The following is a 17,978-nucleotide window of genomic DNA, read 5'->3' as shown; positions in this document are numbered from 1 at the left end:
GTCTAATATAGACCTCGAGCCCGAGGATGCAACCGGGAAGGCCCCGTGTCCGTCGAGGGGTCGGGTGGCTTCGACAGGCTCAGCCACCTCCGGTCTGAGGTGGGGGACGGGGCTTCGACAGGCTCAGCCACCTCCGTTCCGCGACGGAGGACGGTGGCTTCGACGGGCTCAGCCACCTGTCACGGAGGACCCTGAGCCTGTCGAAGGGTCCGGGCGCCACCACGACCAGGAGAGGAAGAGATCATGGGCAGGATGCCGAGCTTCGATCGCTCCGTCGTCGTCGACGCCGCGCGCGACGTCTTCTGGCGCCGCGGATACGCCGAGGCGGGCATCGTCGAGCTCGAGGAGGCGACGGGCCTCACGCGCTCGAGCCTGTACAACGCCTTCGGCAGCAAACGGGGCCTCTTCGATGCCGTGCTCGCCGCATACCTCGACGACGTCGTGCGCACACGGCTGCGCCCCCTGGGCGGCGGCGACCCCGGTGCCCTCGAGGCGTACGTCGACGACATGCGCGCGGCCATCGCGGCCGACGCCCCGCGCGCCCGCCTCGGGTGCCTGCTGCTGAACGCGGGGTCGTCTCCGCTCGCGAGCGACGATGCCGAGGTGCGCACGCTCGTCTCCGACTACGCGGCCGAGATGCGCGCGGCGATCCGCGCGGCCGTCGCCGACCGGCGCCCCGACCTGACCCCGGAGGCCGTCGACGCGCTCGCCGCGGTCTGCGCCTCGCTCGTAGTGGCCGGCCTCACCCTCGCGCGCGCCGATCGCGATGCGGCGCTGGGGACGCTGGCATCCATCCCGGCGACGCTGGAGTCGTGGGGGCGGGGCTGATCGCGCGAGTCGCCGAAAATCGTCGCCGCCGGGCCTCTCGAAGCGACAGATCGTGGCGAGTCGCGCGGAGAGGGTGCGGGCTCAGCCCAGCTTGACCGCGGTGCCGTAGGCGACGACCTCCTGGAAGTTCTGCGCCACCTCGCTCGTGTCGAATCGCATCGCGACGACGGCATCCGCCCCCACCGCCTGAGCGGCCTCGATCAGGCGCTGCTTGGCTTCGTCGCGACTCTCCTGAAGTTGCTGGGTGAGGCCCTGCAGCTCGCCGCCGAAGAGGGACTTGAGACCGGCGCCGAACTGCACGCCGATGTTGCGGGCGCGCACGGTCAGTCCGGTCACTTCGCCGTAGACCTCGACGATCTGACGGCCGGGGACCTCGTTCATGGTGGTCACGAGCATGCGCCCAGTGTGGCAGGGGGTTGCTGTCCGCGCGAGGGGTGATTTCTGCCGCTCTGTGTATACGCAAGAGGCCCAGCGTGCGCAACGTGAGCCATTTTCACGCGCGACTGCATACAATGAGAGGCGACGTGAGGGAGGTGCGACATGCGGGCGAGCGAACGCGCGTACGCGACCCTCCTCGACGAGATCCAGACCGGCGCCCTGGCGCCCGGAACGGTGCTGGGCGAGGTGGAGCAGTCCACGCGCCTGGGTGTCAGCCGCACGCCGCTGCGCGAGGCTCTGCGGCGGCTGGCCTCCGACGGACTCGTCATCCAGGCCTCGCCGCGGGTCACCGTCGTCGCCGGTATCGACGCCGACGACATCCGCGCCCTGTTCGACCTTCGTCGCGCGCTCGAGACGGAGGCCGCCCGCCTGGCCGCGCAGCGCGGCGACCGACGGGTGTTCCTCGCGCTGGCCGCGGAGTTCGAGCGTGTCGACACCGCGGATGCCGACGACTACTACGCACTCATCGCCCGCTTCGATGCCGCGATCGACGCAGCGGTCGACAACTCCTACCTCTCGGCGGCCCTGCGCAGCGTCCGCACGCACCTCGTGCGGGTGCGACGCATGGCGCGCGACAACCCCCTACGGCTCTCGGCCTCGGCGCGAGAGCATGAACTGATCGCGCGAGCGATCGGCAGCGGTGACCCCGAACTCGCCGCCCACGCCACCCACGTGCACCTGCACAACGCCTTCACCACCATCCTCGAAGCCCTCACGGAGGACCCCTCATGACGATCACCCATCACGTGCGCGTGCACCGCAGCGACGAGAACCTCGCCCGCGAGGGGCAACTCGCCTGGGCGCTCGCGCGCGTCGCGGTCGACCCGGTCGCCGTCGACGACGACGTGGTCGACATGATCGTCAACCGCCTCATCGACAACGCCGCTGTCGCCGCGGCATCCCTCACCCGTCAGCCGGTGAGCGCCGCGCGCCAGCAGGCGCTCGACCACGCCGTGTCGATCGGCGGATCCGGAGCCACCGTGTTCGGGTGCGCGCTCGAGCGCCGCTCGAGCCCCGAATGGGCGGCCTGGGCCAACGGCGTCGCCGTGCGCGAGCTCGACTACCACGACACGTTCCTCGCGGCCGACTACTCGCACCCCGGCGACAACATCCCGCCCGTGCTCGCGGTCGCCCAGCACACCGGACGCGACGGCGCCGCCCTCGTGCGCGCGCTCGCGACGGCGTACGAGATCCAGATCGACCTCGTGCGCGCGATCTCGCTGCACAAGCACAAGATCGACCACGTCGCCCACCTCGGCCCGGCCGCGGCCGCCGGCATCGGCACGCTGCTCGACCTCGACCAGGAGACGATCTACCAGGCGATCGGCCAGGCGCTTCACGTCACCACCGCCACGCGCCAGTCGCGCAAGGGCGAGATCTCGACGTGGAAGGCCCACGCCCCCGCCTTCGCCGGGAAGATGGCCATCGAGGCCGTCGACCGCGCGATGCGCGGCGAGACGAGCCCCTCGCCGATCTACGAGGGCGAGGACGGCGTGATCGCCTGGATGCTCGACGGCCCCGACGCCTCCTACGACGTGCCGCTTCCCGGCGAGGGCGAGAGCAAGCGCGGCATCCTCGATTCGTACACGAAGGAGCACTCGGCCGAGTACCAGGCGCAGGCGTGGATCGACCTCGCCCGCCGCCTCGGCACCGAGCGCCCCGACCTGCGCGACCCCGCCAACGTGGCATCCATCGTCCTGCACACGAGCCACCACACGCACTACGTGATCGGGTCGGGGGCGAACGACCCGCAGAAGTACGACCCGACCGCCTCGCGCGAGACGCTCGACCACTCGATCCCGTACATCTTCGCGGTCGCCCTGCAGGACGGCGCGTGGCACCACGTCGACTCCTACACGCCCGGGCGGGCCGGCCGCGAAGACACCGTCGCCCTGTGGCACAAGGTGACGACGGCCGAGGATGCCGAATGGACGCGCCGCTACCACTCCGAGGATCCGAATGAGAAGGCCTTCGGCGGTCGGGTGGTCATCACCCTCACCGACGGCACCGTCGTCGAGGACGAGATCGCCGTCGCCGACGCCCACCCCCTCGGCGCCCGGCCCTTCGCGCGCGAGGACTACATCCGCAAGTTCCGCGTGCTCGCCGAGCCCGTGCTGCTGCCCGAGGAGATCGAGCGTTTCCTCGCGCTCGTGCAGCGCCTGCCCGAGCTGACCCCCGCCGAGGTCATGCAGCTCACGATCGTCGCGAAGCCCGGCGTGCTGGCGCTCGCCCCGGCGCCGAAGGGGCTGTTCTGATGCTGCTCGCGCGCACAACGGCGGGGTGCTCCGCCGACACGCCGGTCCCGGATGCCGCGCGGCGGCGTGTCGCGCGCCCGGCCCGCCGTTGCGCACACGTCGGCGGCGGCGGCACGCCCGACAACCTCGTGCCGCCGGTGCGCGTGTGGCGCCGGTCCAGCCGGGCCCTGTGCACAACTCCGGATTTCCGGAGTCGGCGGGTGCCGGCCAACGCGAGATCCCGCGGGGGCTCGGCCCCGGCCCGGACGATTCGCCGGAGTTGTGCACGCCCGACGGGAGGGAACTGATGCTGTACGCCCAGACCACCCCGCAGCAGAAGCGGCGCGCCCTGCGCGAGAAGCTGGCATCCGGAGAGCTCGTCCGGATGCCGGGGGCCTTCAATCCGCTGTCGGCCCGGCTCATCGAGCGCAAGGGCTTCGACGGCGTCTACATCTCGGGCGCCGTGATCTCGGCCGACCTCGGGCTGCCCGACATCGGGCTGACGACCCTCACCGAGGTCGCGGGCCGGGGCCAGCAGATCGCGCGCATGACGGAGCTGCCCGCGATCATCGACGCCGACACCGGGTTCGGCGAGCCGATGAACGTCGCGCGCACGATCCAGACGTTGGAGGACGCGGGCCTCGCCGGCACCCACATCGAGGACCAGGTCAACCCGAAGCGCTGCGGTCATCTCGACGGCAAGAGCGTCGTGGATGCCGACACGGCGATCAAGCGCATCCGCGCCGCCGTCGACGCCCGGCGCGATCCGGACTTCCTCATCATGGCGCGCACCGACGTGCGCGCCGTCGAGGGGCTGGATGCCGCGATCGACCGCGCCAAAGCCCTGGTCGACGCGGGCGCCGACGCGATCTTCCCCGAGGCGATGCGCGACCTCGGCGAGTTCGAGGCGATGCGCACCGCGCTGGACGTGCCGATCCTGGCGAACATGACCGAGTTCGGGAAGTCGGAGTTGTTCTCGACGCGGCAGCTGAAGGATGCCGGGGTGAACCTCGTCATCTGGCCGGTGTCGCTCCTGCGCCTCGCGATGGGAGCGGCGGGCCGGGGCCTGGACGCCCTGTCATCCGAGGGTCATCTGCGCGACCAGCTCGGCGAGATGCAGCACCGCGCCGACCTGTACGACCTGATCGACTACGAGGGCTACACCCGCTTCGACGCCTCGGTGTTCGACTTCACCGTCGAGCGCTGAGGCGCGAACCGGCTGCCGGCCGCCCACCATGTCCCACTTATGGCGGAGCATGTCCCCCTTACGTCGGTCCTTGTCCCACTTATCGCCAGTGTGGGGGCGCCAAACCGGCCATAAGTGGGACAAGGTCCGCCTCGCGGCCGCCGCCGCCGCACCACCGCCGCCACCGAATCCGGCAGCATGAAGACCGAGCACGACTCAAGGGAGAGACGATGACCGACATCAAGAAGGGTCTCGCCGGCGTCACCGTCGACGAGACCGCCGTCAGCAAGGTGAACCCCGAGACGAACAGCCTGCTCTACCGCGGATACCCCGTGCAGGAGCTCGCCGCGACCCAGCCTTTCGAGGCGGTGGCGTACCTGCTGTGGAACGGGGAGCTTCCGGATGCCGCACAGCTCGCCGCCCTGCGCCGCACCGAGCGCGGGCACCGGGCTCTGAGCGACGACGTCCGCGCCGCGATCGACCTGCTGCCCACGCGCGCCCACCCGATGGACGAGGTGCGTACCGCCGTGAGCGTGATCGGCGCGCGCGAGACGGCGGGCATCTCGAACGTGATGGATGCCGTGGGCACCCCCGAAGAGAATCTCGAGCGGTCCGTCCGCCTGTGGGCGCAACTGCCCGCCGTCGTCGCCTACGGCCAGCGCCGCCGTCGGGGGCAGGAGCTGATCGACCCCCGCGACGACCTCGACTACGCGGCGAACTTCCTGTGGATGACGTTCGGCGAGGAGATCTGCACTCCGGCGGAGGGGGCTGAGCCTGTCGAAGCCGCCGGGGGTGCGGGGGGTCCGGACCCTTCGACAAGCTCAGGGTCCTCGGTTGCGAGCTCAGGGTCCTCGGCCGTTCCCGACCCCGTCGTCGTCGACGCGTTCAACCGGTCGATGATCCTGTACGCGGAGCACTCCTTCAACGCCTCGACCTTCACCGCGCGCGTCATCGCCTCGACCCTCAGCGACCTGTACTCCGCCGTCACGGGCGCGATCGGCGCCCTCAAGGGACCGCTGCACGGCGGGGCGAACGAGGCCGTGCTGCACGTGTTCACCGAGATCGGTTCGGCCGAGAACGTCGGCCCGTGGCTCGACGCGGCGCTCGCCGAGAAGCGCAAGATCATGGGCTTCGGACATCGCGTGTACAAGCGCGGCGACTCCCGCGTGCCCACGATGAAGGCCGCCCTCGACACCCTCGTGGCGCACTACGACCGCCCCGACGTCGCCGCTCTCTACGACGCCCTCGAGTCTCAGTTCGTCGAGCGCAAGGGCATCTACCCCAACCTCGACTACCCCTCCGGCCCGGCGTACGACCTCATGGGCTTCGACACCCTCACCTTCACGCCCCTGTTCGTGGCCGCGCGCGTGACCGGCTGGACGGCGCACGTGCGCGAGCAGCAGGCCTCCAACGCGCTGATCCGTCCGCTGTCCGCCTACGTCGGTCCCGACGAGCGACACGTCGAGGGATACGTGCCGGATGCCGCCGACGTCGAGGCGCAGGAGCGTCCCGAGGAGGCGGCGGGCTGATGTCCGAGCCGCGGATCGTCCTCGTCTCGGGTGCCCGCACGCCCATCGGCTCGTTCGGGGGCGCGCTCGCGGGCGTCGACGCGTACGAGCTCGGCGCCGTCGCCGTGACCGAGGCCCTGGCCCGGGCCGGGGTCGAGAAGGATGCCGTCGACGAGGTCGTCGTGGGATGCATCGCCCAGAACGGTCCCGACGCCTACAACGCCCGCCGCGTCGCGCTCGCCGCGGGGCTTCCCACGCGCGTGCCCGCGTTCACCGTCAACCGTCTGTGCGGCTCGGGCCTGCAGGCGATCTGGTCGGCAGCTCAAGAACTGCGCTGGGGTGGCATCGACGTCGCGGTCGCCGGTGGCGACGAGAGCATGTCGCGCACGCCCTTCCTCGAGTACGGCGCCCGCGGCAACGGCCGCCTCGGCGACCGCACACTCCTCGACGGCACCCTCGCGATCCTCACCGACCCCTTCAGCGGCCGGCACATGGGCACGACGGCCGAGGTGGTGGCATCCCGGTACTCCGTCTCGCGCGAGGAGCAGGACGCCTTCGCCGTCGAGAGCCAGCGTCGGGCCGCGACGGATGCCGCTCGCGCGGCGTTCGCGGAGGAGATCGTGGCCGTGACCACCGGCGGACGGAGGCCCATCGAGGTGTCGGTCGACGAGCACCCGCGCCCCGGAACCACGATGGAGGCGCTGGCGGGCTTGCGGCCGGCCTTCGAGAAGGACGGGTCGGTCACGGCCGGCAACTCCTCGGGCATCAACGACGGTGCCGCCGCGACCGTGCTCATGCGCGAAGACGACGTGCGCGAACGCGGGTTGTCGGGCCTCGCGACCCTGGAGGCCGTGACGACGGCCGGCGTCGACCCCGAGATCATGGGCTACGCCCCGGTCATCGCCCTGCAGCGCCTGTGGGAGCAGACGGGTCTCACCCCCGCCGACGTCGACGTCATCGAGCTGAACGAGGCGTTCGCCGCCCAGGCCGTCGCCGTGATCCGCGACGCGGGTCTCGACCCCGAGAAGGTCAACCCGTACGGCGGCGCGATCGCCCTCGGCCATCCCGTCGGCGCGACCGGGGCGATCCTCACCGTCCGCGCGGCCCTCGACCTGCATCGCCGCGACCTCGAGTACGCGGTCGTGACGATGTGCATCGGCGGCGGTCAGGCCCTCGCGGCGCTGCTGCGGCGGTACTGACCCGGGGCGCGCCCGACCGGTCGCGCCGCCGCGCCGGAGCGTGCCGTCGTGCGGATGTCGGTGGTGACACGCCGTGAGCAAGGGCTGCGGGGCGGTGTGCCGGGTTCGGGGTCCGCGGGACGGTCGAGCCTCGGCGCGCGTCAGGGGTCGAGGGATAGGAAGACGTCGACCTCGTCCTCGGAGTCCAGGGCGAAGCCGACGCGCTCGTAGAGGCGGCGCGCGGGGCTGCCCCGCAGCACGTTCAAGCGCGTCGGGCCGTCGTGCTCTTCGGCGAGGACCTGCGCCAGAACCCCGCCGCCGACGCCGCGACCCTGCAGAGCGGATGCCAGATAGAAGTGCTCGATCCAGCGGGTGGCCCCGTCGGGCCGGACGGTGATCGAACCGGCATCCGCCCCGTCGACGACGATGATGCGCGTCCACTCCGGACGGAAGCCGTCGCGCATCCGCTGCCGCACACGGTGCGCGTCGAAGCGGCCGAGGCGTTCGAGGTCGGCGCGCAGCACCTCGGCGCGCAGCTCGACGAGCCACTCGATGTCGGCGGCGACGGCCGGGCGCAGACGGTACTCCATCCCTCGACCCTAGATCCGCGCGAGTCGCCACGAAGTGTCGCCTCCGAATGTCCCGTGGTGGCAGGACCTGGCGACTCACGCGAAGGCGGGCGCCCGGGATACTGGGCGCATGAGTGTGTTCCTTCTCGGCGGCGGCCGCGATGCCGCCGTCTGCGGACCGTTGCTGGAGACCTTCGTGAGCGAGGCGCGGGAGCGGGCGAACGCGCGTCCCGTGATCGCCCTGCTGCTCGTGCTCGAGGCCGACGACGACGCCTCGGTCGATCGCTTCCGCGGCGTCCTCGAGGCCGCCGGAGCAGCATCCGACGAGATTCGCGTGCACGCGATCGTCGAGGGGGAGAACTTCACGGAGGCCGCGATCGAGGCCGACGGCGTGTTCGTCGGGGGCGGCCTGACCCCGGCGTATCACGCGGCCTTCCGCGTGGTCCGGGAGGCGCTGCGCGAACGGGTGGCCGGGGGGATGCCGTACGCCGGTTTCTCGGCGGGAGCGGCGATCGCGGCCGAGCGTGCGCTCGTGGGGGGCTGGCTGCGCGGTGGCGTCGAGGTCTGCTCCGAGGACGCGAGCGAAGAGCTCGGCGAGCTCGAGGTGCGCCCGGGCCTCGGACTCCTCGACTTCGCCGTCGACGTGCACGCCGCGCAGTGGGGGACGCTCTCGCGCCTGATCGCCGCGGTCGACGCGGGCCTCGTCACCGACGGCGTGGCGATCGATGAGCACACGGCTCTGGTGATCTCGGCGCAGGCGGCCCCGGCGGTGCGGGGCAGCGGGCAGGTGTGGCGCGTGGAGTCCGCGGCATCCGGGGTCCGCGTTCAGGTGCTGCGGGCCTGAGGCTCCGCGTCCCACGCGATCTGCGCGAACGGGAACGGCCCCCACCCGCGAGGGTGAGGGCCGTTCCGGTGTCCGGCGTCAGACCGTGCGGCGGCGCCGCAGGGCGAACGCGAGGCCGCCCGCGACCACGAGGAACCCGCCCGCGAGGGCGAGGCCCCACGGCGCCTCGGCGCCGGTCGTGGCGAGGGACCCGCCGGGCTGCGCACCGGGCTGACCGGGCTGCGTGCCGGGCTGGCCCGGCGCGGGGACCGGCGTCGGCTCGGCGCTGGGCTGACCCGGCTCCGGAGTAACGTCCGACGCGATGACCGCGCGGCCGAGCGGTGCGGGGTCGACCACGCCGGTCGCCTCGAAGTACGAAAGCGTTGCGTCGAGGTCGATCTGCCCGGTGTCGGTGCGAGCGGTCCCCGCCGCGAAGGTCGGGAACCCGTCGCCGCCGTTTGCGAGGAACGAATTCGTCACCACGGTCAACGTGTCGGTGTCGGCGATCGCGCGGCCCTGGTAGGCCATCGACACGACCGAACCGACGCGGGGGTTCGCGGCGTCCTGCGTGTAGGTGTAGGTGAAGCCGTCGGACACGCCCAGCTGCAGCTTCGGTCGGTCGCCCGTGGCCTTCCACTGCTCGTTCAGGATGCCGCGGATCTGCTCACCCGTCAGCGTCACCGTCACCAGGGTGTTGGCGAACGGCTGCACGAGCGCCGCCTCCTTGTAGGTCACCACGCCGTCATCGCCCTTCAGCAGGTCGGCGCGCAGGCCGCCCGGGTTCATCAGCGCGATCTGCGCCTTCGTCCCGGCGTAGGCGGGGTTCTTCGACGTCGCCCAGAGGTACACGTCGGCGACCCAGTTGCCCATCGACGACTCGACGCCGCGGTCGGCTCCCGACGGCGTGCCACCGCGCAGGATGTCGCCGCTGATCTCCCCGACCGGCTTCGCGCCGATGACGTCCGCCTGCGCGACGTACTCCGCGACCTTCGCCGCGATGTCGGCGTCCGGGGCCGCCGCGCCCGCGAGCGGGAACGTGGTCCCCGAGATGGATGCCAGCGAGTCGGTGCGCGTGTCCCAGCTGAGCGACAGCTGACCCATCGCCTTGCCGTACTCCGACGCCTGGATCACGGGGCGGGTGCGGTCGGTGCCGGCCACGGGCAGATCGCACGCGTACGTCTGGTGCGTGTGGGCCGACACGATCGCGTCGATCTCGGGGGAGGCGTTCACCGCGAGGGCGCCGAACCCGGCCTGGTCGGCCGCGATGGCCGCGCAGTCGTTCGACGTCGAGGCTCCCGAGTGGGTCAGCAGCACGATGACGTCGGCGAGGTCACCGGCGGTGATCTCGTCGGCCACGCGGTTCGCGGCCTCGAGCTGGTCGCCGAAGTCCAGGCCCGCGATGCCGGACGGGTCGACCATGGTCGCGGTGTCGGGGGTCACGGTGCCGATGAAGGCCACGCGGACGCCGTCGACGTCCTCGACCGCGTACTCCTGCAGCGCGGGCACCTTCGTGCCCTTCTTGTAGACATTGGCGCCGAGTCCGAACGCGCCCCCGCCGTACTCGGGGAGCACACGGTCGGTCAGGTCGGTGAAGCCGCGGTCGAACTCGTGGTTGCCCACCGCCGAGACGTCCAGACCCGAGGCCGTCAGCGTGTCGATCGTGGGGGAGTCGTCCTGGATGAGCGAGGTGAAGGTCGAGGCGCCGATGTTGTCGCCGGCCGAGACGAACAGCGTATTCGGGTTCTGCGCCTCCTTCGCCTTCACCGCGCCCGCGAGCACCGCGGCGCCGGCCTCGCCCTGCGACCCGGCCTCGAGGCGACCGTGGAAGTCGTTGATGGTGAGGATGTCGATGTTCTTCACGGTCGGGTTCTCCACCGCGAACACGGTGGTCGTTCCCGAGACCTCGTTGCCGACGGCCACGAGCGGGCGACCGGTCGGAGAGTTCGCCGCCGAGATGAACTCCACGCCCTCGGGTCCGAGGTCGCCGGCCTTCGCGAGCAGTTCTCGGTCGGCGGTCTCGTCGCCCGTGAGCTGGGTCTCGACCGAGACCGAGAAGTCGCGGTTGTCGACGTACCCGGCGTAGGTCGCGTTCTTCGGGTCGGTGATGTCGTAGGTCATCACTCCACCCACGCGCTCGAGGCCGATGAAGGCGTAGGTGCGCCCGCCGACCTCGCCGATCGCGAGGTTCTCGGGCTCCGGGCCCTTGTCGTCGCTGCGGCCCTCGAGGTTCGACTCCGAGTGGTTCGAGTTGAAGAAGTCGGGGTTCGCGTCGTGCGTGATGCGCTCGAAGTCGGAGCCCGAATCGAAGACCTGCTCGCCCGCGGTGTTCCACACCGAGAAGCCGCGGCCGCCGAAGGTGTACAGCTCGGCGTAGCAGGAGCCGTCGGCCTCGAGGCCCATGTCGGTCGCGACGTTGAGGCGGCCGAGGTCGGCGTCGCCGAGGGAGCCCGCGAGCGGACTGTCGGCGCACACCGGCGCGAGGCCGCCGGAGCCGAGGTCCTTCACCCGGGCGGTGTCGGTGAAGTCGCCCCACTCGCGGCCGTCGCCCTCGTTGGCGGTGACGAGGTAGGTCTCACCGTTCGCTTCATAGGCCTGTATGCCGTCGGGCATGTACATGCCGAACAGGCCGGGGTAGCTCTTCTCGTTGTAGGTCGGGGCGTCCTTCGGGTCGCGGTCGCTCGCGTCGAGCGTCTCGACGCCGTAGTCCTTGAACCCGAGCGAGCGGATGCCGGTCACTTCCGCCGACGCGAGGTCGACGGTCGCGACGGCGTTCGCCTCCTGCAGGGCGACGTACGCCGTGGAGCCCGCGATCGCGACGTACTCGGGCTCGAGGTTGCGGCTCACACGGTTCGCGGAGAGCGGCGTCGCCCCCTGATCGGGCGCGGCGACGTCGGGGCCGAACACGCGGACGGCGGCGTCGAGCGGCTTGGACCCGCCCTGCTCGAAGGCTCCGAAGCCGGCCGTACGCACGGCATCCTGGGTCGGGGCGGTCTTGGTGCCCGGCAGCGCCACGACACCCACCGAGCCCTCGGGGTCGGTCGTGAAGTCGTCGGCGGGCTCGCCCTCGTTCGCGACGACGGCGAAGGACCCGTCGTCGCTGATGGCCACCATGTCGGGCAGAGCGCCGACCGTGACCTCTCCGAGGATCGTGGGCTGGGCGGCATCCGCGTCGAAGAAGACCAGGCGGCCGGGCGCGGTCTTGTCGGTGCTCTCGAGCGCGATCACGCCGAGGCCGTCGGCGCGCACGGCGAGCGAGTTGGCGACGCCGGTGCCGGAGATCGCGTACAGCTTCGCGGGGGCGGCGGGGTTGCGATTGTCGAGCACGTCGACGGCGCCGGCCTGCGCGTTCACGACGAACAGGCGGCTCTTGTAGGCGTGCACGATCTCGGCGGCGGACTGGTCGAAGACCCCGGTCTCGTAGGTGCCGAGCGGGCGCAGCGACACCGCGCTGTCGGCGGCGATGTCGCGTACGGGGTCGGAGACGAGAGCGGCGGATGCCGCGGTGGCGCTCGACAGAGCGAGAGCGCAGACCGCCGCGGTGGTCGCGGTGAATGCGACGGCGCGGCGGAGGAAGGGCGAAGGCATGGCTGTGTCCTCGGATGCAGGGGGCGCGTGCGTCGCGGGGCGGGCACGGGGATGCCGCGGGGGCGGCGATCGGGCCGAGTCTGCCCGCGGGCGGTATCGCGGCGGTGAACAGAGCACGAACGACCGCGCGCGGTTCTCCTCGGAGGACGAGCAGAGGGCTCCGAGAACACGTCGGAGCCCTCTGCCGGGCCGTGTCAGATCGTTTGCGGCACGGGGCGCGGGAGCGGAAGAGACACTCGGTGGGTCCCTGATTCGATGTCGAGCTCACGATCGTCAGGGAGCCGGATCACCCCGGTCGCACCGGTCGGGACCGTCACGTCGACGGTCAGGACATCGTCCACGACCTTCCACTCGATCGCTGCGCGGCCGTAGGGTGTCTCGTGGGCCGTGCGCGCGAACGTGAGGCCGCCCCCCGGTCGGGGCGCGAAGATGATTCGGCGGTATCCCGCATCGGCGGGAGCGAGGCCGCCGACGGTGCGGTGGATCCAGTCCGCGACCGCGCCCAGCGCGAAGTGATTGAAGGATGTCATCCCGCCCGGGTTCACCGTGCCATCGGGAAGCAGACTGTCCCAGCGCTCCCACGTCGTCGTTCCCCCCGACAGCACGGTGTACATCCACGAGGGGCATTCACGCTCCAGCAGCAGGTCGAATGCCACGTCCACGTGTCCCGAGTTCGTCAGCGCGTCGGTGATGAGGGGCGTGCCGGCGAAACCGGTCGCGATGCGGTTCCCGCCCGCGCGCACGAGCTCGGCCAGGCGTGCCCCCCACCGTCGTCGCTCATCCTCGTCGGCGGCCAGATCGAATTCGATCGCCAACGCATACGCGGTCTGAGCGTCGCTGGTGAGGAGACCGGATGCCGCCACGTACTCGGCGCGGAATGCGGCCTTCACCTCGGCGGCCAGCGTGCTGTAGGCGATCTCGTCCTCCACCTTGCCCAGGACGGCGGCCGTCTTCGACAGGTGCAGGCTCGACCAGGCGAAGTACGCCGTGGCGACGAGGTAGCGATCGGTCGTGGCGTCCGCGGGGTCGTGCGGGGGCGCCGCGGGGTCCAGCCAGTCGCCCAGCTGGAAGCCGGAATTCCACAGACGCGAAGGGCCCGCGAGCCGAGCGATCAGATCCACCCATCGGCGTGCGGAGTCGTACTGGTCGCGGAGGATCTGCTCGTCGCCGAACTGCCGATACAGGGTCCACGGCGTCAGCACCGCGACATCGCCCCACGCCGCTCCGGGCCGGATGGGGGTCCATTCATCTCCCCCCGGAATGACCGGCACGTACCAGGGGACCGTGCCGTTGGGCAGCTGTTCGACCGCCACGTCGCGCAGCCATGAGCGCAGCATGCCGGAGCAGTCGTAGAGATAGGACGCAGCGGGCGCGAAGACCTGGAGATCCCCGGTCCAGCCGAGCCGTTCGTCGCGCTGAGGGCAATCGGTGGGGATGTCGACGAAGTTGTCACGCATCGACCACCGCACGTTCTCGTGCAGGCGGTTCAGCAGAGGATCCGAGGACTCGAACCACCCCGTTCGGGTCATATCGGTGTGGTACACCCGTGCCACGACCGATCCCGGCGCGATGTCACCAGGCCACCCGGTGATCTCCGCGTACCGGAAACCGTGGATGGTGAATCGAGGCTCCCAGGTGAGGGCGGTGCCGTCGGTCACCAGGACATCGGTCGCGGCGGCTCCTCGCAGAGGCCGCGTGTACAACTCCCCGTCCTGGAGCACCTCGGCGTGCCGGAGGGTGATGACACGTCCCGACTCCGCTGCCACCTCGACGCGCAGCCGTCCCGAGATGTTCTGGCCGAAGTCCAGGATCCAGGCTCCGGACGCGGACCGCGTGACCGATCTGGGCTCGAGCTCCTCCGTGCAACGCACCGGCGGGCCCTCGGGAGCGACGAGCGTCGCGTGCTCGACCGGTGTCACGATCACGGGGCTCCACACGGGATCGTGCGCTGCCGCCCACTCCGCGGCATCCGCGCGGGCATCGTAGTACTCGCCTTCGTAGAGGCCGGTGCTGAGGATCGGGCTGGGAGCCGCCTCCCAGGAGTCATCCGTGGCGATGACCGTGCGGCTTCCGTCAACGTGCTCGATCTCGAGCTGCGCGATCAGACCGATGTCGCTGCCGTAGAGGTTGGGGTATCCGCCGTGGAATCCCAGGCGCCCGCGGTACCAGCCGTCGGACAGCCACGCCGCGATCGTGTTCGACCCCTCGGCCAGATGAGCGGTGACATCGTAGGTGTAGTACCGGAGGCGTTCACCGTAGACCGTCCACCCGGGCGAGAGTGCATCGTCGCCCACTCGACGCCCGTTGATCTCGACCTCGTACAGCCCGTGCGCGGTGACGTAGAGCCGAGCGCGGGCGATGGCTCCCCCGATGTCGAGCGACCGGCGCACGCGCGGCGGCCGGCGCAGCGACGCCGCGTCCTCCTCCCACGCCGGGCCGACAGCCGACGCCGTCCAATCGGAGGGATGGAGAAGGCCCGCCTCGACCTCGGCGGGAGGCGACCACTCGGATGCCGAGCCGTCCATTCCGTGGACGCGTACGCGGACCGTCGCCCGGTCGCGCGATCCGAGAGCGGTGAAGGGCCATGACACGAGCACCGATTCCGCTCCGTCGATTCGCCCTGTCTTCTCCCTCCGTAGGTCGGAGCGGAACTCGAGTTCGTACGAGCTCTGACGCCAGCCCGCGGGTGCCGTGGTCTTCCACGACAGTCTCGGCTCGGGGACGCCGATGCCGAGTGCTCCGGGCAGATGTTCGAAGGTGAGGGGGGATACGTCGATGGTCATGCGGGGGTCGTCTCATCCTGCTTCGGGTGGATCATCGGTTTGAGGGTGGAGCGGTCGCGCCCCGGGAGCTGGAGCGCGAGATGTACGTCGGTCAGCGGGTGCGTGCTCGTCACCAGGCGACGCAGGTCGACCCGTCCGCTCGCGGCCAGTGCGATCGCATCCACGTACTGATTCGCGTATCGAAACGTGCCGGTGAGGACGAGTTCGCGCGACTGGATCACATCGAGTGGGAGCGTGACCGTGCCGTCCGGCGCCATGCCCACCAGCACGGCTCGCCCCGCGGGGGCCAGTGCGGTGACCCCCGCGGCGACCGCCGCAGGCGACCCGGAGCATTCCACGAGAGCGGTGAAATCGCCGGGAAGATCCTCGGAGGAGACGTTCACCGTGAGCCCCGCGCCGAGTTCTCGCGCGACGGCGAGGCGTTCGGATGAGACGTCACTGACGACGACGGTCGCTCCCGCGGCCCGCGCGACCTGCAGAGCGAGGAGCCCCACGGGTCCGGCGCCGCTGATCAGCACGCGATCGCCGAGTCCGACCGCCGATTTGCGAACGGCCCACAGAGCCACGGCGAGCGGTTCGATGAGCGCCGCTTCGTCGTCGTCGACGTTCTCCGGCACGTCGTGCGCGAAGTCCGAGGCGATGATCACGTGAGAGGCGAACGCCCCGTCGACGGGGGGTGTCGCGAAGAACCGCACGTCCGGGCAGAGGTTGTACCGTCCACGCCGGCACTGTTCGCACCGGCCGCAGGGCACTCCGGGTTCGATGGCGACCCGCGCACCGACCCGCGCCTCCGGCACGTCGCTCCCGACGGCGACAATCACGCCCGATGCTTCGTGCCCGAGGACGAGGGGGTCCGTGATCCAGGTGGAGCCGATGCGTCCGTCGCGGTACCAATGCACGTCCGACCCGCAGACGCCCACGGAACGCACCTCGACGAGCACCTCGAGGGGGCCGGGCGTCGGCATCGCGCGTCGCTCGACGGTGGTGGCATCGACGCCGGTCATGACGGCCGCACGGAGATGGGTCGGCGCGCTCACCCCTTGACAGCCCCGCTGGCCAGCCCCGCCATGATCCGCTGGTTCAGGACGAGATAGATGGCGAGAATCCCGAAGACGTTGATGCAGATGGCCGCGAACAGCGGGCCGTACTGCGTCGCGCCGAACTGACCGGTGAAGTTCAGCAAGCCCACCTGGACGGTCCGGAGCTGCGACGAGTTGGTGAACGTGAGCGCGATGAGCAGGTCGTTCCAGAAAAAGAAGAACTGCACCAGGCCCACCGTGACGATGGAGTTCCGCGCCATCGGCAGCGCCACGGAGAAGAAGGACCGGAAGATCGACGCGCCGTCGAGCGTCGAGGCCTCGAAGACCTCTCGCGGAATGGCGCGGAAGTACGTTGCCATCATGAACACCGTCAGTGGCAGGCCGGTCGCCGTGTAGGTGATGATGAGCGGCCAGAGCGAGCCGGTCAGCCCGGCTTGGAAATACACGGAGAACAGAGGCAGCAGGATCATCTGCCCGGGCACCATGATTCCGGCGAGGAAGAGGAGGAGGATTCCCGCCCGCCCCTTGAACACCATGACCTCGAGCACGAATCCCGCGGCGACGCCGAGGAAGAGCATCAGGAAGAGCGCGGGGAAGACCGCTGCGACGCTGTTGCCCAGGTATTGACCGATGTTGCCGGTCACCCACGCGTCGGCGTAGTTCTGGAAGTTCAGCGCCCGAGGCAGGGCCCAGGTGGGGGCGTTGAGGAATTCATCCTGGCTCTTGAACGAGTTCATCAGAAGCCAGAGGAGCGGGAGCACCTCGATCGCGACCAGCAGGGCGATGAGGACCGAGCCGGGCAGACACGAAGAGCCGATCGGCGCACCGGCGGGCGTCGACGGGGTCGCGACTCGAGCTCGGGGGTCTTCGGGAGCGTAGCGGTGGACATGGGGATCAGCCCTTCGTGACGTCGCGGCGAGACGACCGGAAGATGAAGACGGTCACGATCAGGCACAGGATGGTCAACAGCAGGGCGATCGATGCGCCGTAGCCGTATTCGCCGTAGCTGAAGGACGTCTGGAACATGTAGAGGGTCAGCGGCGTCGTCGCCGTGCCCGGACCGCCGTTCGTGAGCGCCACGATCGAGTCGAAGACCTTCAGCGTCCCGTTGATGGAGAAGATGATCGATGACAACAGCACCGGCAACGACAGCGGAAGGACGATGCTGCGCACCATCCGCCACCCGGATGCCCCGTCGAGTCGGGCCGACTCCATGATGTCGTCGGGGATGTCCAGCAGCCCGGTGTACAGGAGCACGGCGTAGAACCCCATCGATCGCCAGAGGTCCATGATGACCAGCACGACGATCGCGCTGACGGGGCTGCCGAACCAGTCGATCGAGGGGATGCCGAAGAGGTTCAGCATCGCGTTGACCGGGCCGGTCTGCGGCGCGACTTCGAAGAGCTTCTGGAACATCAGCGCGACCGCCACCGTCGGGATGATGACGGGGAAGAACACGAGAGTCCTCACCACGCTTCCCCGGTTGCGTAGGACGAAGACGTAGAAGAGCGCCAGCAGGTAGCCCAGCAGCACCTGACCCGCGGTGATGATGACGGCATAGAGGAGGGTGAAGCGCAGGGCCTCACCGACACGGGCGTCACTGAAAAGCCGAGTGAGGTTGTCGACGCCCACGAAGGTGAATCCGGAGATCGCGTTCCCTTCGAAGAGGGTGTAGCCGAGCGACCAGACAACCGGGATCAGCATCACCAGGCTGTAGACGAGCAGCGCGGGGCCGAGCAGGAGGGCGATGGCCCGCTTGTCGCCGAGGACGTTGTTCATGGATGTTCCTTCGGGGTGAGACGACGG

At 70.4% G+C, this 17,978-nt stretch carries 14 protein-coding genes; 7 read left to right on the top strand and 7 right to left on the bottom strand.

Going from position 1 to position 17,978, the window contains the following annotated elements:
- Positions 1 to 252 precede the first annotated feature (252 nt).
- The gene (locus Q0818_RS14225; RefSeq protein ID WP_298876231.1) at positions 253 to 828 is read left to right on the top strand and encodes a TetR/AcrR family transcriptional regulator; all 576 of its coding nucleotides are present in this window, start codon (positions 253 to 255) and stop codon (positions 826 to 828) included.
- Positions 829 to 909: 81 nt separating this feature from the next.
- On the opposite strand, the gene Q0818_RS14220 is transcribed toward Q0818_RS14225, so the two are convergent.
- Positions 910 to 1,224, bottom strand: coding sequence for a YbjQ family protein (locus Q0818_RS14220; RefSeq protein WP_298876228.1), 315 nt, complete (start codon positions 1,222 to 1,224; stop codon positions 910 to 912).
- Positions 1,225 to 1,368: 144 nt separating this feature from the next.
- Here Q0818_RS14220 and Q0818_RS14215 point away from each other — a divergent pair, with 144 nt between their 5' ends.
- From Q0818_RS14215 to Q0818_RS14195, 5 genes are all read left to right on the top strand, one after another.
- Positions 1,369 to 1,998, top strand: coding sequence for a GntR family transcriptional regulator (locus Q0818_RS14215; protein WP_298876225.1), 630 nt, complete (start codon positions 1,369 to 1,371; stop codon positions 1,996 to 1,998).
- On the top strand, positions 1,995 to 3,521 hold the full coding sequence (locus Q0818_RS14210) for an MmgE/PrpD family protein (protein WP_298876223.1): 1,527 nt from the start codon (positions 1,995 to 1,997) through the stop codon (positions 3,519 to 3,521). The genes Q0818_RS14215 and Q0818_RS14210 overlap by 4 nt, the downstream gene beginning before the upstream one ends.
- Positions 3,522 to 3,807: 286 nt before the next feature.
- Positions 3,808 to 4,707 (top strand): methylisocitrate lyase, encoded by a 900-nt coding sequence (gene prpB, locus Q0818_RS14205; RefSeq protein ID WP_298876221.1) that lies wholly within the window; start codon positions 3,808 to 3,810, stop codon positions 4,705 to 4,707.
- Between the two features lie 209 nt (positions 4,708 to 4,916).
- The gene (locus Q0818_RS14200) at positions 4,917 to 6,215 is read left to right on the top strand and encodes a citrate synthase/methylcitrate synthase (RefSeq protein ID WP_298876219.1); all 1,299 of its coding nucleotides are present in this window, start codon (positions 4,917 to 4,919) and stop codon (positions 6,213 to 6,215) included.
- Complete coding sequence (locus Q0818_RS14195) at positions 6,215 to 7,393, top strand: thiolase family protein (RefSeq protein ID WP_298876217.1); 1,179 nt, start codon at positions 6,215 to 6,217, stop codon at positions 7,391 to 7,393. The genes Q0818_RS14200 and Q0818_RS14195 overlap by 1 nt, the downstream gene beginning before the upstream one ends.
- A gap of 140 nt (positions 7,394 to 7,533) precedes the next feature.
- Here the strand turns inward: Q0818_RS14195 and Q0818_RS14190 are convergent, their stop codons facing one another.
- On the bottom strand, positions 7,534 to 7,962 hold the full coding sequence (locus Q0818_RS14190) for a GNAT family N-acetyltransferase (RefSeq protein ID WP_298876214.1): 429 nt from the start codon (positions 7,960 to 7,962) through the stop codon (positions 7,534 to 7,536).
- 109 nt (positions 7,963 to 8,071) lie between these two features.
- Here Q0818_RS14190 and Q0818_RS14185 point away from each other — a divergent pair, with 109 nt between their 5' ends.
- A complete protein-coding gene (locus Q0818_RS14185; RefSeq protein ID WP_298876211.1) occupies positions 8,072 to 8,785 on the top strand; it encodes a Type 1 glutamine amidotransferase-like domain-containing protein in 714 nt (237 codons plus the stop codon).
- A gap of 78 nt (positions 8,786 to 8,863) precedes the next feature.
- Here Q0818_RS14185 and Q0818_RS14180 read toward each other — a convergent pair whose 3' ends face one another.
- The 5 genes from Q0818_RS14180 to Q0818_RS14160 form a co-directional block, all read right to left on the bottom strand.
- Entirely contained in the window at positions 8,864 to 12,349 is a 3,486-nt protein-coding gene (locus Q0818_RS14180) for a choice-of-anchor I family protein (protein ID WP_298876209.1), read from the bottom strand.
- A 194-nt stretch (positions 12,350 to 12,543) separates the two neighbouring features.
- Entirely contained in the window at positions 12,544 to 15,132 is a 2,589-nt protein-coding gene (locus Q0818_RS14175; protein ID WP_298876206.1) for an alpha-L-rhamnosidase, read from the bottom strand.
- Positions 15,129 to 16,169 carry an NAD(P)-dependent alcohol dehydrogenase gene (locus Q0818_RS14170; protein WP_298876204.1) on the bottom strand — a complete coding sequence of 347 codons (1,041 nt, stop codon included), beginning with the start codon at positions 16,167 to 16,169 and terminating at the stop codon, positions 15,129 to 15,131. The genes Q0818_RS14175 and Q0818_RS14170 overlap by 4 nt, the downstream gene beginning before the upstream one ends.
- Positions 16,166 to 16,909, bottom strand: coding sequence for a carbohydrate ABC transporter permease (locus Q0818_RS14165; RefSeq protein WP_298876201.1), 744 nt, complete (start codon positions 16,907 to 16,909; stop codon positions 16,166 to 16,168). The genes Q0818_RS14170 and Q0818_RS14165 overlap by 4 nt, the downstream gene beginning before the upstream one ends.
- 157 nt (positions 16,910 to 17,066) lie before the next feature.
- Positions 17,067 to 17,951 carry a carbohydrate ABC transporter permease gene (locus Q0818_RS14160; RefSeq protein ID WP_298876198.1) on the bottom strand — a complete coding sequence of 295 codons (885 nt, stop codon included), beginning with the start codon at positions 17,949 to 17,951 and terminating at the stop codon, positions 17,067 to 17,069.
- Positions 17,952 to 17,978 lie beyond the last annotated feature (27 nt).

This window comes from uncultured Microbacterium sp. (genome assembly GCF_947489255.1).
Taxonomy (GTDB): Bacteria; Actinomycetota; Actinomycetes; order Actinomycetales; family Microbacteriaceae; genus Microbacterium; species Microbacterium phycohabitans.
Note: the sequence above shows the minus strand (reverse complement) of the source record. Positions and strands in the feature narration are given on the sequence as shown.

Bases quoted from the DNA above. Each gene is read 5' to 3' on its own strand.
- Q0818_RS14220 (WP_298876228.1), bottom strand. From the start codon at position 1,224: ATGCTCGTGACCACCATGAACGAGGTCCCCGGCCGTCAGATCGTCGAG.
- Q0818_RS14190 (WP_298876214.1), bottom strand. From the start codon at position 7,962: ATGGAGTACCGTCTGCGCCCGGCCGTCGCCGCCGACATCGAGTGGCTC.
- Q0818_RS14160 (WP_298876198.1), bottom strand. From the start codon at position 17,951: ATGAACAACGTCCTCGGCGACAAGCGGGCCATCGCCCTCCTGCTCGGC.
- Q0818_RS14180 (WP_298876209.1), bottom strand. From the start codon at position 12,349: ATGCCTTCGCCCTTCCTCCGCCGCGCCGTCGCATTCACCGCGACCACC.
- Q0818_RS14165 (WP_298876201.1), bottom strand. From the start codon at position 16,909: ATGAACTCGTTCAAGAGCCAGGATGAATTCCTCAACGCCCCCACCTGG.
- Q0818_RS14185 (WP_298876211.1), top strand. From the start codon at position 8,072: ATGAGTGTGTTCCTTCTCGGCGGCGGCCGCGATGCCGCCGTCTGCGGA.
- Q0818_RS14195 (WP_298876217.1), top strand. From the start codon at position 6,215: ATGTCCGAGCCGCGGATCGTCCTCGTCTCGGGTGCCCGCACGCCCATC.
- Q0818_RS14175 (WP_298876206.1), bottom strand. From the start codon at position 15,132: ATGACCATCGACGTATCCCCCCTCACCTTCGAACATCTGCCCGGAGCA.
- Q0818_RS14210 (WP_298876223.1), top strand. From the start codon at position 1,995: ATGACGATCACCCATCACGTGCGCGTGCACCGCAGCGACGAGAACCTC.
- Q0818_RS14200 (WP_298876219.1), top strand. From the start codon at position 4,917: ATGACCGACATCAAGAAGGGTCTCGCCGGCGTCACCGTCGACGAGACC.
- prpB (WP_298876221.1), top strand. From the start codon at position 3,808: ATGCTGTACGCCCAGACCACCCCGCAGCAGAAGCGGCGCGCCCTGCGC.
- Q0818_RS14225 (WP_298876231.1), top strand. From the start codon at position 253: ATGCCGAGCTTCGATCGCTCCGTCGTCGTCGACGCCGCGCGCGACGTC.
- Q0818_RS14215 (WP_298876225.1), top strand. From the start codon at position 1,369: ATGCGGGCGAGCGAACGCGCGTACGCGACCCTCCTCGACGAGATCCAG.